This is a genomic window from Methylomonas sp. 2F7, from assembly GCF_057126975.1.
This window is the reverse complement of the sequence record NZ_CP195203.1, coordinates 968,841-983,094: the sequence shown is the minus strand read 5'-3', so window position 1 is coordinate 983,094 and position 14,254 is coordinate 968,841. Positions and strand designations below refer to the sequence as shown.

Annotated in this window: 13 protein-coding genes; 3 read left to right on the top strand and 10 right to left on the bottom strand. The window is 50.7% G+C overall.

Features of this window, described 5'->3' with window-relative positions:
• From ACR64Q_RS04620 to ACR64Q_RS04610, 3 genes are all read left to right on the top strand, one after another.
• Nucleotides 1-924: a diguanylate cyclase domain-containing protein gene (locus ACR64Q_RS04620; RefSeq protein ID WP_020485299.1), complete on the top strand. Its 924-nt coding sequence runs from the start codon at nt 1-3 to the stop codon at nt 922-924.
• Nucleotides 925-1,013: 89 nt separating this feature from the next.
• The gene (locus tag ACR64Q_RS04615; RefSeq protein WP_020485298.1) at nt 1,014-1,739 is read left to right on the top strand and encodes a sulfite exporter TauE/SafE family protein; all 726 of its coding nucleotides are present in this window, start codon (nt 1,014-1,016) and stop codon (nt 1,737-1,739) included.
• Nucleotides 1,740-1,750: 11 nt separating this feature from the next.
• Nucleotides 1,751-2,704: a sigma-54 interaction domain-containing protein gene (locus tag ACR64Q_RS04610; RefSeq protein ID WP_020485297.1), complete on the top strand. Its 954-nt coding sequence runs from the start codon at nt 1,751-1,753 to the stop codon at nt 2,702-2,704.
• Nucleotides 2,705-2,760: 56 nt separating this feature from the next.
• Here the strand turns inward: ACR64Q_RS04610 and ACR64Q_RS04605 are convergent, their stop codons facing one another.
• The 10 genes from ACR64Q_RS04605 to smc form a co-directional block, all read right to left on the bottom strand.
• Nucleotides 2,761-3,504, bottom strand: a complete 744-nt coding sequence (locus tag ACR64Q_RS04605; protein WP_313733734.1) for a PP2C family protein-serine/threonine phosphatase — start codon at nt 3,502-3,504, stop codon at nt 2,761-2,763.
• A gap of 4 nt (nt 3,505-3,508) precedes the next feature.
• Entirely contained in the window at nt 3,509-4,252 is a 744-nt protein-coding gene (pdxJ, locus tag ACR64Q_RS04600; protein WP_313733733.1) for a pyridoxine 5'-phosphate synthase, read from the bottom strand.
• A gap of 73 nt (nt 4,253-4,325) precedes the next feature.
• Nucleotides 4,326-5,027, bottom strand: a complete 702-nt coding sequence (recO, locus tag ACR64Q_RS04595) for a DNA repair protein RecO (RefSeq protein ID WP_313733732.1) — start codon at nt 5,025-5,027, stop codon at nt 4,326-4,328.
• Nucleotides 5,027-5,917: a GTPase Era gene (gene era / locus ACR64Q_RS04590; RefSeq protein ID WP_313733731.1), complete on the bottom strand. Its 891-nt coding sequence runs from the start codon at nt 5,915-5,917 to the stop codon at nt 5,027-5,029. The genes recO and era overlap by 1 nt, the downstream gene beginning before the upstream one ends.
• Entirely contained in the window at nt 5,914-6,597 is a 684-nt protein-coding gene (gene rnc, locus ACR64Q_RS04585; protein ID WP_313733730.1) for a ribonuclease III, read from the bottom strand. The genes era and rnc overlap by 4 nt, the downstream gene beginning before the upstream one ends.
• Nucleotides 6,594-6,971, bottom strand: coding sequence for a DUF4845 domain-containing protein (locus ACR64Q_RS04580; RefSeq protein WP_313733729.1), 378 nt, complete (start codon nt 6,969-6,971; stop codon nt 6,594-6,596). The genes rnc and ACR64Q_RS04580 overlap by 4 nt, the downstream gene beginning before the upstream one ends.
• A gap of 96 nt (nt 6,972-7,067) precedes the next feature.
• Nucleotides 7,068-7,844, bottom strand: a complete 777-nt coding sequence (gene lepB, locus ACR64Q_RS04575) for a signal peptidase I (protein WP_313733728.1) — start codon at nt 7,842-7,844, stop codon at nt 7,068-7,070.
• 12 nt (nt 7,845-7,856) lie between these two features.
• Nucleotides 7,857-9,656 (bottom strand): translation elongation factor 4, encoded by a 1,800-nt coding sequence (gene lepA / locus ACR64Q_RS04570; protein ID WP_020485289.1) that lies wholly within the window; start codon nt 9,654-9,656, stop codon nt 7,857-7,859.
• A gap of 71 nt (nt 9,657-9,727) precedes the next feature.
• The gene (locus tag ACR64Q_RS04565; protein WP_020485288.1) at nt 9,728-10,465 is read right to left on the bottom strand and encodes a cell division protein ZipA C-terminal FtsZ-binding domain-containing protein; all 738 of its coding nucleotides are present in this window, start codon (nt 10,463-10,465) and stop codon (nt 9,728-9,730) included.
• Nucleotides 10,465-13,965 carry a chromosome segregation protein SMC gene (gene smc, locus ACR64Q_RS04560; RefSeq protein ID WP_026603904.1) on the bottom strand — a complete coding sequence of 1,167 codons (3,501 nt, stop codon included), beginning with the start codon at nt 13,963-13,965 and terminating at the stop codon, nt 10,465-10,467. Before smc ends, ACR64Q_RS04565 begins: the two co-directional genes overlap by 1 nt.
• Nucleotides 13,966-14,254: the final 289 nt, after the last annotated feature.

The window sequence follows — 14,254 nt, the reverse complement described above, 5'->3', positions numbered from 1 at the left end:
ATGGAAAGTAGAAACACGCATACCATCCTGGCCGTGGATGATAGCCCAGAAAACCTGGATCTTATCAAGAATATTCTCGAACCCCATTACACGGTAAAAGTAGCCGTGCATAGTGAACTGGCTTTACATATTGCCACCAGCCAACTTCCCGACCTGATCCTGCTGGACATCATGCTGGACGACATGGATGGTTATGAAATATGCCATCAGCTCAAGTCGTCTGATAAAACCCGCAATATTCCGATTATTTTTCTGACCGCCAAACATTCGGAAGAAGATGAGGTGCATGGCTTTCGAATCGGCGGTAGCGACTACATCACCAAACCGTTTTCGCCATCGATTGTTTTAGCAAGAGTACGCACTCAAATTCAGCTAAAAACCAAATCCGATTTGTTGGAAAAACTGGCTTCGCTGGACGGACTGACGGAGATACCCAACCGCAGAGCGTTTGACGCCGCGCTGGAACGCCAATGGAATCAATCCAAACGCACCGGCATGCCGCTCTCGTTACTAATTGCCGATATTGACAATTTCAAACAATTTAACGACTACTTTGGCCACCCTATGGGCGACGAATGCCTGAAACGGGTGGCGCGCGCCTTACAAACAATTACCCACAGACCCGAAGACTTGGTAGCCAGATTGGGCGGTGAAGAGTTCGCCATCCTGCTTCCCAACACCGACAGCATAGGCGCCCTGATGCGTGCCGAGCAGTACCGCGAAGCCATAGAGAATCTGAAAATACGGCACACACAGAGCAACCCCAACAATTTCGTGACTATATCCATCGGCGTTGCGACCTTGCAGGCCCACACGTTCGACGACGTTGCCAGTTTACTGAAAGCGGCGGACGACGCGTTGTATCAGGCCAAGCATCAAGGGCGGAATCGCATCTGTGCGAATAACTTGTCCAACGGCAGTTAGTTTAAATATCTGCGCGTCGTTACCGTTCCGGAAAGCGTCTATAATCCTCGCTAATTCACTCGATACCTTATTACCCCGGCTTTTTGTTTATGCATCTTTACCTCGACTTTAATGCTTCCTATCTTGCCGCGTTTGTAATGGGTTTATTCAGCAGCCTGCATTGCATAGGCATGTGCGGCTCCATTATCGGCACCCTAACTTACAGCCTGAAACCCGAACTTCGCAACGATAAACGCCGTCTGTTCGGCATCGTACTGAATTACAACATCGGCCGGGTTCTCAGCTACGCGATGGCCGGCGCCTTGGTTGGCGTCCTGGAGGCCTTCTTGACTTTACCTTTTGCTCAAGGTCAGGCGCACAGATTTTTGCAACTCCTCTCGGCCGTGGTGATGGCAGGCGCCGGACTTTACCTCGGCGGCTGGTTTCCTTACTTTGCCTACATAGAAAAAATGGGCGCACGCTTCTGGAAGCTGATCGAACCATTCGGCCGCCGCTTGATTCCGGTACAAAATCGCACCCAAGCTTTGTTGTTTGGTATGGTGTGGGGCTGGCTACCGTGCGGCCTCATTTATACGGCATTGGCACTAGCCGTTACCACGGGGAGCATTACCCACAGCGCGCTCACGATGTTGGCATTTGGATTGGGCACTTTACCTGCCGTGATGGGTGTCGGTATAATGACCTCATTACTGGCGAGGCTTTCAAAAATCCGGCACTTTAAACACGCGGTTGCAGCCTTGTTTATTATCTTTGCGCTATTGGCGGCCTTCCCATGGCTCTATCCGATGCGCGTTGAACACATCATGACGTTTTGAGAGGTTTTACAGTGGATAACTTCGATCCTATTATTGGACAATCTCCCGCAATCGAAGCATTGATTCGCAGCGCTCGCATCGTTGCGGCGACCGACGTTACCGTGTTGATCAAAGGCGAAACCGGCACGGGAAAAGAAGTACTGGCAACAGCCATTCAAAAGGATAGCCCGCGCGCAAATAAACCCTTCATCGCCTTAAATTGCGCGGCACTCCCTGAAGGTCTGGTTGAATCAGAAATATTCGGCCATAAGAAAGGCGCTTTTACCGGGGCGGTATCGGACAAGCAAGGACTGTTTCAGGCAGCCGATGGCGGCACTTTGTTTCTGGACGAAATCAATTCTTTACCCTTGGGAATCCAGGCAAAACTTTTGCGCTTTCTGGAGTCGGGAGAATGCTTGCCCGTTGGCGGCACCAAGCCGTATATGGTGAATGTGCGCGTGATTGCGGCCTCCAATGCCGACCTCACCAAATTGATAGAAAACGGTCAGTTTCGTCAGGACTTGTATTTCCGCTTAAATGTAGTGCCTCTGGAATTGCCTGCATTGCATCAGCGCACCGAAGATATCGAAATACTGGCTAAACACTTTTTCACGCACTTTTCAGCCACACATTCCCTGGAACCGCCTACGTTCAGCAGACAAGCCATCAAAACGCTGCGCAGCTACAAATGGCCGGGCAATGTTCGTGAATTGCGCAATCTTTGCGAAAGACTAAGCATTCTGTTGGCGGGCAAAGTAATCGAGCCGGAAAATCTGCCCCACGAGTTCAACCGTAGCGCAATAACAGTCAGCTCAGACTTTACTTTGCCGGAGTTGGGTCTACAACTTGATGCGCTGGAAGCAGATATGATTCTGCAAGCTTTGAACAGAACCAAGGGCAATCGCAGCAAATCGGCGCGCTTATTGGGTATTTCCAGAGACACCTTGCTTTACCGAATTCAAAAGCACGGCTTGGCGACACACTAAGCCATACGATTTTACCGGGGGCTGAATGGTTCGGCCCCTGCGCTCCTGCTAAACAGCTAACGCCGTCTTATCCACTGCACGGTAACATTATCGCTTTTACCTTGGGCGCGTAACACCGCCATTTTTGCCATCTTCTGCAACTCCGGCTTTCCGCTACCCTCTTGCGATAGCGCCAACAACTCCTGCTCCTTTACAAACTCCCAGAAACCGTCGCTACAGAGCAGAAAGGTTTCGCCCCGTTTCATCGGTGGGAAACTGGCAATATCAACCGCAGGCGCACTCAACACATTTATACTACGGGTCAGCTTATGCTGATCGGGATGAACCCCCATTTCCCATTCGCTGATTTTGCCCTCGTTAAACAGTTGTTGGGGCACCGAATGATCCTTTGTCCGCCATAGGACTTGTTCGGAATTGATACGATAAACTCGCGAGTCTCCGCAATGCGCCACTATCGCTTGCTCCTGGTCCATATACAGAATTGCGCAGGTGGTGTGAGCATCGCTTGCAAACGGATCGTCGGCAAATAGTTCGCTCATATTCCTGACAGCTTCCGCAACCCAAGCAGCCATCACCGTCTCTGCCTTCACTGAGGCTATATGAGCATGATATTTTTCCGCTAGGGCAATCAAGCTACGGCAAAAAAATTGTGAAGCTTTTTCGCCGGAGTAATGCCCACCTAATCCGTCAGCGACGACAAATAGTGCGTAATCAGCGCACACCCGGTGCGCCATGCAATCCTGATTGACCTCGCGATTGCCTATCGAGGTTAATTGATAAAATTCGAGTTCTTTCTGCATTAAATCAACCGAGTAAACGCGACTCCCGCATGACGCGCTTCATATCCCTAACCGCGCTATCCAAGCCGGAAAACAAAGCTTGCGCAATCAAGGAATGACCAATATTTAGCTCGACAATCTGCTCGATCCGGCAAATAGCTTCTACATTGGCGATATTCAAGCCGTGACCGGCATTGACTTGCAATCCTGCTTGGTGCGCATAAGCCGCAGCCGTGCGGATTCGTTGCAACTCTTGCTCTCGCTCTAGTTTGCTTACAGCGTCGGCATAACGGCCTGTATGTAATTCCACCACCGGCGCGCCAGCCTCAACAGCCGCGTCGATTTGCCGACAATCCGGATCGATAAACAAGGAGACTTCTATATTCGCATCCGCCAATTGTTGGCAGGCAGAACGCATCCTATCCCCGGCACCAGCCACATCCAGACCACCCTCGGTCGTTAACTCCTCTCGGCGCTCCGGTACCAAACAACAAGCTTGCGGTTCGACCTTAACCGCCAACGCCAACATAGCATCCGTCACGGCCATTTCCAGATTCAGCCGGGTGTGCAACATATCCTTTAACAAATAAATATCTCTATCCTGAATATGCCGTCTGTCTTCGCGCAAATGCGCGGTAATGCCGTCGGCACCGGCTTGCTCGGCGATCAGCGCAGCCTGCACCGGCTCGGGATAACGGGTACCTCTAGCCTGGCGCAAGGTCGCAACGTGGTCGATGTTGACACCCAATAAGATGATTTGTTTTTCCATTGAATATTAGTCCGCAAGCGGATGAGTAAGATGTATGAAAGACGGTAAATCCATCCTGAGTTTCGTCTTTCGCTTATAAATACTTAATAATTTTTGCCAGTACATCCCTGCTTTTCAGCTGTCTGCCTTGCAAATGCCCATCCAGCATTTTTCTAAAGAGTAGTTTGGCTTCAAGCAAAGCCCGGCCCTCCAGCGGACCCCTTGCGGCCAATATTGACAAGGTTTGACCACCGATCAAGCCTTGGTTATCCGCGACCATGCCGAAATCCGCTAAAAAATTATAGCGTTGCCCTGTCATTATTGGATTACCGTTAGCTTCGGAGTCCATCGCAACGGCATAGCCAGCCTCTTGCAATAAATCCAGTTCAAAATAACGCAGAGTCTGCTCGATACGCTCACCAAGCAATAAATCACTCAGGCAACGCTCGTAGCAACTGAATATCTCGGGTTGAGGATCGTATTTGTGCACAAATATCTGCACCAGTTCGTTCACATAAAATCCGCAATATAACGCCAAGCGCTCTAAAGGGTAACTATCGACATATTCAACTTGAGAAAGAATTTTTAATTCGTTTTTATCGACAAAAGACAGCCGCAAGGCACTGAAAGGCAACAACAAGCCGGCTATTTTCGACTTTTCCTTACGCACACCCTTGGCGAGCATGGACATCACGCCAAAATCCCGGGTAAAAACATCTAACAATACGCTGGTTTCCCGGTATGGCCGATGCTGGAGCACAAACGCCGGCTGTAAATAAACGGCCGAACCATTCATTAATTACCAAAATCGCTGAAACCCAGACTCTGTAAGGCTCGCTCGTTATCCGACCAACCCTTTTTCACTTTGACCCACAGTTCCAGATAGACTTTTTGGCCGATCAATTTTTCAATATCAACCCTCGCCTCGCTACCGACTTTTTTCAGCATTTCGCCTTGCTTCCCAATGACGATGCTTTTTTGGCTATCCCGCTCCACCAAAATCGCGGCGTATATTTTGCAAAGCTCCGGAAACTCCTCGTAGCGTTCGATTTCCACGGTCAGGGCGTACGGTAATTCGTCGCCTAAACGCCGGGTCAGTTTTTCGCGAATAATTTCGGCGGCAAAAAATCGCTCCGGCCGATCGGTGATTTGATCTTCCGGATAAATGAGCTCGGCCTCGGGCAGCAAAGCCATGATGTGCTGTTCCAGCAGCTCAAGATTGGTATTTTTCAAGGCCGAAACCGGCACAATATGCTGAAACGGATATTTTTGCTGGGCCTCGGCGAAGAATTTCAGCACCGCATCCTTATCCTTGATTTTATCGACCTTGTTGATCGCCAAGATAACCGGCAGTCCAGCTTGCTCAAGTTTCTTGAAAATCTTCTCGTCGTACTCATGCCAATACAAGCCGTCCAGCAGCCAAATCACCACATCGACTCCCAGCAAGGTGCTATCCGCAGTCTTATTCAGATAACGGTTTAATACCTTTTTTTCGTCGCTGTGCATGCCCGGCGTATCCATAAAAATGGCTTGCCCGGCGGCTGTCGTCTTGATACCAAGAATTCGGTGCCGGGTGGTTTGCGGCTTTCTTGAGGTGATACTGAGTTTCTGACCCAGCAAGTGATTCATCAACGTCGATTTGCCGACATTCGGCCTACCGATTAAAGCAACATATCCGCAGTTCATTTATCCCTGGATTGTAAAAAATTTAACATATTTTCGGCAGCTGCCTGCTCGGCCTTTTTTCGGGAAATACCGACGCCGTTACGGGTTTCCGGCGTTAATGCGATAGTGCATTTCACTTCAAAGGTTTGCGCATGATCTGCACCGGACATACTGACTAATTCGTAAACCGGCAAGGGTTTACGGCTGGCTTGCATCAATTCCTGCAAACGCGTTTTCGGGTCTTTGGTCCAATCGTCCACTTTCAGCGCGGCCAGCTTGTCATCGAATAATCGCAATATCCACTGTTGACAGACTTCGACCCCTTGGTCCTTCAGCAAGGCGCCCATGATGGCTTCCAATGCATCCGACAGAATCGAGTCTCTGCGAAAACCGCCGCTTTTCAGTTCGCCGGAACCTAGAATCAAATAGTCACCGATATTATGCTGCCGAGCCACTTCCGCCAGCGAATTTTGGTTGACCAGACTGGCCCGTAAGCGGCTCAAGGCTCCCTCTCCAGCGTCGGGGAACAGCTCGTATAATCTTTGGGCAATGACGAAGCCCAAAACAGAATCACCCAAATATTCGAGACGCTCGTTGTTTCTGGCACCCATGCTGCGATGAGTCAACGCCATCGTAAATAAGCTGGGATCGTTAAACGTCAAACCCAACTTACCGGCAAGAATTTCCGGTTTTTTAATCACCTGTTGCCAGCTTCGAATTCCTCATGGAATTCAACCAACACACTCAAATTACCCATGATGGGCTCTACGCGCTCGTAGTCGATGTCAACCCGCACATAGCCGGGTTGCGCGACAATTTTGATATTGTCATTGGTCACGTGCTCTACATAATTCATATCAAAGCGTTTTTCCAAGCTACTTTTTATATCACCCTTGGTTTTAGTCGCTATATCGGTGGTGTTTTCCACGGCTTTCAAGGCGTTTACCACCCGGCTGTGATTGATGTAAATCGGCGCAATTTTTAGAATCAATAGGGTAAAGAAACCAATTAGCGCCAAGATAAAGGCAATAGACAGAAAGGTTAAACCGCGTTGTTTTTTTAATGATGACGGCATAACACTACCTCCGAGAAAAATTAGAAATAAACCAGCGGCTATCGAGAATCCACCGCAATAAGCATTGTCTTTTCGGATTGTCTCGCAGTAAACCGCTCAACGCAGCACTGTGCCTAGCCGGTCGAAAGCAATACCGTTATTTTGCCAGTCCCAATTCATCCAGATAAAAAAGGCTCTACCCACCAGATTGGCTTCAGGTACCGTGCCCCAATAACGGCTGTCGTTACTGTTGTCGCGGTTGTCGCCCATGACGAAATACTGACCCTGCGGGACCACAAACACATCCTCAACAGACGAGGCTCCGCGACTAACCAAGATGGAATGCTCAACCCCCAACAAATCCTCTTCCAGACGCTCGGCACCGGTCATATTACTGCCCTGCCCTACACCTTGATAACGCCCCAGCGACACTTGCTTCGCAGGAATTCCGTTAACGTGAAGCTTTTTGTCAAAGTAAGCGATGCGGTCCCCCGGCAAACCAATCACCCGTTTGATGTAATCGACTTCCGGTTGTTTCGGAAACCTAAACACCACGATGTCGCCTCGCTTGGGCTCGCTCACTTCGATAACCTTGGTGTTCAAAACCGGTAAGCGCACCCCGTAACTGAATTTATTCACCAGAATAAAATCGCCGACCAATAATGTCGGCATCATCGATCCCGACGGAATCCGGAACGGTTCGAACAGAAACGAGCGTAGCAACAATACGATCAATACCACCGGGAAAAACGAGCGGGCATATTCGACCAGTAGCGGCTCGTTTTCGGTAGGGTACGGAATATTGGCCCGCTTCAGATACAAGCAATACCCACCCCAGACAACGCCGGTGACAAAACTGGCTACCACCAGAAAAAATGAAAAATCGTAATCCATAATTGATCGTTATTATTCTTTGTTGACCTGCAACACCGCCAGGAAGGCTTCCTGTGGAATCTCGATACTACCCACCTGCTTCATCCGTTTTTTACCGGCTTTCTGCTTTTCCAGCAGCTTTTTCTTACGGGTAATGTCGCCACCATAACATTTGGCTGTGACATTTTTGCGCATGGCTTTTACCGTAGAGCGTGCAATGACTTTTGCGCCGATAGCCGCCTGAATCGCCACTTCGTACATCTGCCGCGGAATCAGATCTTTCATCTTTTCGACCAAATCGCGGCCGCGATTCTGGCTCAAGTCGCGATGCACGATAATTGACAAGGCGTCGACTTTGTCACCGTTGATTAAGACGTCCAGCTTAACGAGGGGGGCCGGCTCGAAGCGCAAAAATTCGTAATCGAAAGACGCATAACCACGACTGACCGACTTCAAACGATCAAAGAAGTCCAGCACCACTTCGCTCATCGGCAACTCGTAGCTCAGCGACACCTGGCTACCGGCATACTGCATGTTTTTCTGAATGCCGCGTTTTTCGATACACAGATTGATCACATTGCCCAAGTAGGCTTGCGGCACCAGAATATTCGCCAGAATGATAGGCTCGCGAATCTCGACGATGGTGCCAACATCCGGCAACTTAGCCGGGTTGTCGACCATCACTATTTCGCTGCCATGGGTTTCTACTTCGTAAACCACGGTAGGCGCGGTGGTAATTAGGTCGATATTGTATTCGCGCTCCAGTCGCTCCTGGACGATTTCCATGTGCAGCATGCCCAGGAAGCCGCAACGAAAGCCAAAGCCCAAGGCTTGCGAAGTTTCCGGCTCGTAATTCAATGCCGAATCGTTCAAGCGCAATTTGTCCAAAGCTTCGCGCATCGCGCCAAAGTCGTCTGAGCTTACCGGATACAAACCGGCGAACACCCGCGGCTGAACTTTTTCAAACCCCGGCAAGGATTCAGTCGCAGGGTTATCGGTCGCGGTAATGGTATCGCCGACCGGCGCGCCGAAAATATCCTTGATACCCGCAACAATAAAGCCCACTTCACCGGTGTGTAACTGCTGTTTCTCCAGCTGTTTTGGCGTGTAGACCCCCAGCTTCTCGACCAGAAACGATTTACCGGTCGACATCACGGTAATCTTTTGCTTTTTACGCAGATTGCCGTTGACGATACGCACCAGCGAGACTACGCCCAGATAGTTATCGAACCAGGAATCGATGATCAATGCTTGTAAAGGCGCATTTTCATCGCCGGCCGGCGGTGGAATTTTCTGGATCAATTGGTCCAGCACCGCTTCCACGCCGATACCGGTCTTGGCGCTAATCTTAAGTGCTTCGTCGGCAGGAATACCGATAACATTCTCGATTTCTTCCATCACCCGCTCGGGCTCAGCTGACGGCAAATCGATCTTGTTTAAGACCGGCACGACTTCCAAACCTTGTTCGATAGCGGTGTAGCAGTTGGCGACACTTTGCGCTTCCACGCCCTGCGCGGCGTCAACGACCAGCAAAGCACCCTCGCAGGCCGCCAAAGAACGCGAGACTTCATAGGAAAAGTCCACATGACCTGGCGTGTCAATAAAATTCAACTGATAAGTGACGCCGTCGCTGGCTTTGTAATCCAGGGTGACGCTTTGCGCCTTGATAGTGATGCCGCGTTCCCTCTCCAGATCCATGGAATCGAGTACTTGCGCCTCCATCTCCCGGTCGCTTAATCCGCCACAAATTTGAATGAATCGGTCTGCCAATGTCGATTTCCCGTGATCGATATGGGCAATGATGGAGAAATTTCTGATATTTTTTTGATCCACTTAGCTTCTAGTTAATTCGTTAGGTTTACAGAATAAATGCGGCGGCTGCCCTGCCCCCGCGAGGTACTGCTTTAGGCGGCCTTGGCCAATATTTGTCTAAACTGCGCGACGGTCTCCGCAGTCAGCGGCTGCCGCTGATTGTCCCAGACCACGCCGTCCAGTTCGTCGGCCAGAGTATCGATGGTTTCCATGAAGTCATCGAATACCGCCAACGGCGCATCGACCTCACGTGGCTGCATGAAAAACACGATGCCGGGGCAATAAAAGTCTTGTAGCCCGGTATCGGGAAAAGTACCGGGATCGACCATGCTGGCGACAGCGAAATCGACCATTCGGTTGGCATCTACGCGCTCGAATACCCGCACACTACCGTAACGCAAACCCACGCGTTCGAAAGCCTCGAACAAATCTTCGCCATTAAAGCCTTGGTCGGCACGGGCAACGATGCTGAACTCGATCAAGGCCGGCAATTCCAAACGCCGCGAATTAGCCAAGGTCGCGGCTTGTTTCTTATCGACATCCTTACGCGAGACATCGGTCGACGGTTTTGGGCTGGGCTTGATGGCTTGATCGTCTAACAGAGCATCTCCATCAACCAACTCGCTGCCCAACGCAAATACATCCATCTCATCGTCGTCTTCCTCGACCGAAAACTCGTCAACCACGCGGTCGTCGTAAGAGTCCTCGTCATAATAATCGTCGGGCGTGCGTCTTTCTCGCAACGATTTGACGAAATGCCACAACACCATGCCGATCATCACCAGCACGCCGATCAAAATAATCACGACTCTTAATAATTCTTTATCCATTAGCTTTCTGCCATGCTCACTGCTTCATCAATATCAACCGCCACCATTCTGGATACTCCAGGCTCCTTCATGGTAACACCTGCCAGATGTTTTGCAATTTCCATTGTGACTTTGTTGTGCGAAATATACAAAAACTGTACGGTTGCCGACATGTCTTCCACCATTTGTGAAAAACGCACCACGTTAGCATCGTCGAGCGGTGCGTCCACTTCATCCAGCAAACAGAACGGCGCCGGATTCAGTTCAAAAATGGAGAACACCAAGGCTACCGCCGTCAAGGCCTTTTCACCGCCTGACAATAGATGAATCGAGCTGTTGCGCTTGCCGGGCGGCCGGGCAATGATATTGACGCCGGCTTCCAGCAAATCGTCCTCGGTCAATTCCAGATAAGCCTGACCGCCGCCGAATAAACGCGGAAACTTCTCTTTCAAACCGTTATTGATCTTGTCGAATGTCTCTTTGAAGCGCTGGCGACTTTCTTTGTCGATCTTGCTGATCGCCTGATCCAGGGTATTCAACGCATCGACCAAATCATCATGCTGTTCATTTAAAAACTTCATCCGTTCGGACTGGGTTTTGAATTCCTCGATCGCCGTCAGATTGATGGACCCCAGCTTTTCTATCTGATCGGTCAAATCATCGACCGCATTTTTCCACTTAGCTTCCGTTGCGCCTTCGGACAGATTGGTTAGTATCGCCTCCGGATCGGCATCGACTTCTGTTAGTTGCTCCGCAATCGTTTGCTGCCGCACCCGGCTGTCCTGTTGCTCGAAACGCACCTGATCCAAGGCTTCTTTTTGTTTTTCCAAGGACCGTTGGGTTTGCGAGTATTGCTCAGCCAATTGACTGACTGTCTGTTCGCTGGCGTGTTGCGCCTGGCGTTCGGACTGAAGGTTATCCTCGAATTCGGCTTTTCTCTCCAACAACTCTTCCAGCTGCAATTTCTCGTCGTCGAGCGGTGCCAAAGCATAGTGCAATTTGTTTTCCAACTCGGCGATGCGGTCGGCCGATTGTTGATGTTGCAATTGCAGACGCTCGATCTGTTTGGCGGTCAGCACTTCCGAGGATTTCAGCGATTCGATTTGCGCATGCAGCCTATGCAAATGTCGGCGCGCCTCATCGACCGAGGCATCGGTGTTTTGCTGTTGCGCTTGAATTTGTTGATTCAGTTGCTCCAATTCGGTTTTCTTGTCGCCCAGGTCGCCCAAAGCTTGCTCGGCATCCTGCTTGATCATCTCCGCTTCGGAGATGCTTTCGGCGTTTTCCGCCAGATGTTGGCTGATTTCCTCTATCTCGTGATCGAGTTGCTCCAGGCGGCGCTTTTGCTGCTCAAAGCGGGCTGACTGCGCGCTGTACTCGGCGCTTTTCGCGGAAAACTCGGCGCTCAGCAGCTTTTCCTTTTGTTGGTACTGCTCACGATTGCTTTCGGCGGCCTTTAACTCCTGTTCAGCGTTCGCCAATTGTTCTTCATCCTCGGCAATCGTCATTTGCAGTTCGCTTTGCCGCTGCTTAAGTTCCCGCAATTCTTTTTCGCGATGCAATACACCGGCCTTGCTGTCGCTGCCCCGGCTGATTTTGATCCAATCCCTACCCAGCCAGGTGCCGTCGGCCAACACCACCGACTCGTGCGCCTGTAAATTCATTTGCCGGGCCTGTTGCATGGTCTCGGCGCAGTAGATGCCGCTTAATAGACTGGATAAATCCCAGCGACTGCGCAACTTACTCGCCAAAGCCACCGAATCAGCACTAGCACCGCTTGAACTGGCATGCGTTTCAAACACCACCAAGGACTGTTTGGTCAAATCCTGCAACTCGCCCAATATCGAATCGGCGCTATCTACACAGATCGCTTCCAGGTAACTGCCCAATACCGTTTCCACGGCGGTTTCCCAGCCTTCTTCCACATCCAGAAATTCAGCTAAGCGCGGCTGTTGCTCCAAGCCTACCTGCTCCAGCCAGACGCCCAACTCTTTTTTATCCTTACCCATCGCGTGCTGCTGCAACAATTCCAAGGAACTGATCTTGCCGTTAACCTTCTGCAATTCCGCTCGGCTGGCGTGCAGGCTGTCGTGAAGTTGTTTGATGGCCGGCCGTAGTTCGGCGATGCGTTGCAGCACGACTTCCAGTTGCTGCTGCAACGCATCACGTTCGGCTTCAATCAATTCGATACTGCTATCCAGCGTTTCCAATGCCAGTTGCAACCGGGTGTCGGCCAGGCCGCCACGTTCGCCGTTTAATTTGTCCAAGCGCGTCTGCAACTGCCGGTTTTGATTTTCCAGCTGTACCAGCTTGGTCCGCTGCACTTCCGCTTGTTCGCGGTAACCGGCGTTTTCCGCCAAAAACGCTTCCCACTGCTGCTGCCATTGCTGCTTTTGCAAATGCGCGTCTTGTTGAATGCCCAGCAAGTCTTCCTCGCGTTCGCGGGCCACAATCATGGTTTCTTCGGCTTCCAGCAAGGTCTGGCGAATTTCCTCCAGCTGCTGCCTATCCTGCTCGCATTCGGATTGCGCTTGCTCCGCCTGCAATTTCAAACGATTGATCTCAACCAGGGTTTCTTCGTGGCTTTTTTGATTGTGCTTGATGGTCTGTTCCAGCCGACTGACTTCGGCGACCACCGCATAGTATTCGGCCTGAGTGCTGTCCAGATGTTGTTGCTGAGCTTTCTGTTCGCCGCGTTTCAGCTCCATGGCTTTTTCGGTATCGCGCAGCAACACGAACAGCCGATTGTGCTCGGCGGCGATACTTTGCAGTTTTTCTTCCAGCTTCTGCGCGGAACGCTGAAAATTTTGCCAGCGCATCGCCAGCAGCTCTTGTTTGTATTGGCGTTCCTGCTTTTTCAGCTCGGTGTATTTCTCGGCCTTTTCCGCCTGCTTGGCCAAATTCTTGATTTGCTTTTCGACCTCGTCACGCAAATCGTTCAGCCGCTCCAGATTCTCGCGGGTATGGCGCATGCGGGTTTCGGTTTCCGACCGTCTTTCCTTATATTTGGAAACGCCCGCCGCTTCCTCGATATGCACCCGCAGATCTTCGGGCTTGGCTTCCACCATCCGCGAAATCGTGCCCTGCTCGATAATCGCGTAGCTGCGCGAACCTAGACCGGTACCCAAAAACAGATCGGTGATGTCTTTACGTCGGCATTTGGAACCGTTCAACATGAACAGCGACTGGCCGTCGCGGCTGACCTGGCGCTTGATGGAAATCGTGGCGTATTGTGAATACTCCCCACCCGCCTTACCTTCGCTGTTGTCGAATACCAGTTCCACCGAGGCCATGCTGACCGGCTTGCGCCCCGACGAACCGTTGAAAATCACGTCGGCCATATTGCCGCCACGCAAATGCTTGGCCGAGCTTTCGCCCATCACCCAACGCACCGCGTCGATGATATTGGATTTGCCGCAACCGTTAGGACCAACAATCGCAGTCAGATTGCCGTTGATCGGTATCGTGGTGGGATCGACAAAGGATTTAAAACCCGAAAGTTTGATTTTTTCCAGCTTCATGCCTGGTTAGAGACGCTCAAGGACGTTTACAAAGCCTGCTATTATCTTCGAAATGCCATTTCGATTCGAATGGAATTTAAATCCGCTTAACACTACGCCTTAAACTGAACGAAGCATTTGGTCTCGAAAATCAATGTGTAAAAACATTGCTGTTGTCGCTTGACCAACCACAGCTGTGCGCCTGGCAGCAAACGCTAGCAGCCTTTAACAAAGTCGATCTCAAATTTTGCACATGTAGCGGCTTTGCTTGCAAACATTGCCTCTTTACGCTTTTTTTACACGGCTAAAA

Coding starts and splice junctions, on each gene's coding strand:
- ACR64Q_RS04620 (WP_020485299.1), top strand. CDS start 1: ATGGAAAGTAGAAACACGCATACCATCCTGGCCGTGGATGATAGCCCA.
- ACR64Q_RS04615 (WP_020485298.1), top strand. CDS start 1,014: ATGCATCTTTACCTCGACTTTAATGCTTCCTATCTTGCCGCGTTTGTA.
- ACR64Q_RS04605 (WP_313733734.1), bottom strand. CDS start 3,504: ATGCAGAAAGAACTCGAATTTTATCAATTAACCTCGATAGGCAATCGC.
- pdxJ (WP_313733733.1), bottom strand. CDS start 4,252: ATGGAAAAACAAATCATCTTATTGGGTGTCAACATCGACCACGTTGCG.
- recO (WP_313733732.1), bottom strand. CDS start 5,027: ATGAATGGTTCGGCCGTTTATTTACAGCCGGCGTTTGTGCTCCAGCAT.
- era (WP_313733731.1), bottom strand. CDS start 5,917: ATGAACTGCGGATATGTTGCTTTAATCGGTAGGCCGAATGTCGGCAAA.
- ACR64Q_RS04580 (WP_313733729.1), bottom strand. CDS start 6,971: ATGCCGTCATCATTAAAAAAACAACGCGGTTTAACCTTTCTGTCTATT.
- lepB (WP_313733728.1), bottom strand. CDS start 7,844: ATGGATTACGATTTTTCATTTTTTCTGGTGGTAGCCAGTTTTGTCACC.
- ACR64Q_RS04565 (WP_020485288.1), bottom strand. CDS start 10,465: ATGGATAAAGAATTATTAAGAGTCGTGATTATTTTGATCGGCGTGCTG.
- smc (WP_026603904.1), bottom strand. CDS start 13,965: ATGAAGCTGGAAAAAATCAAACTTTCGGGTTTTAAATCCTTTGTCGAT.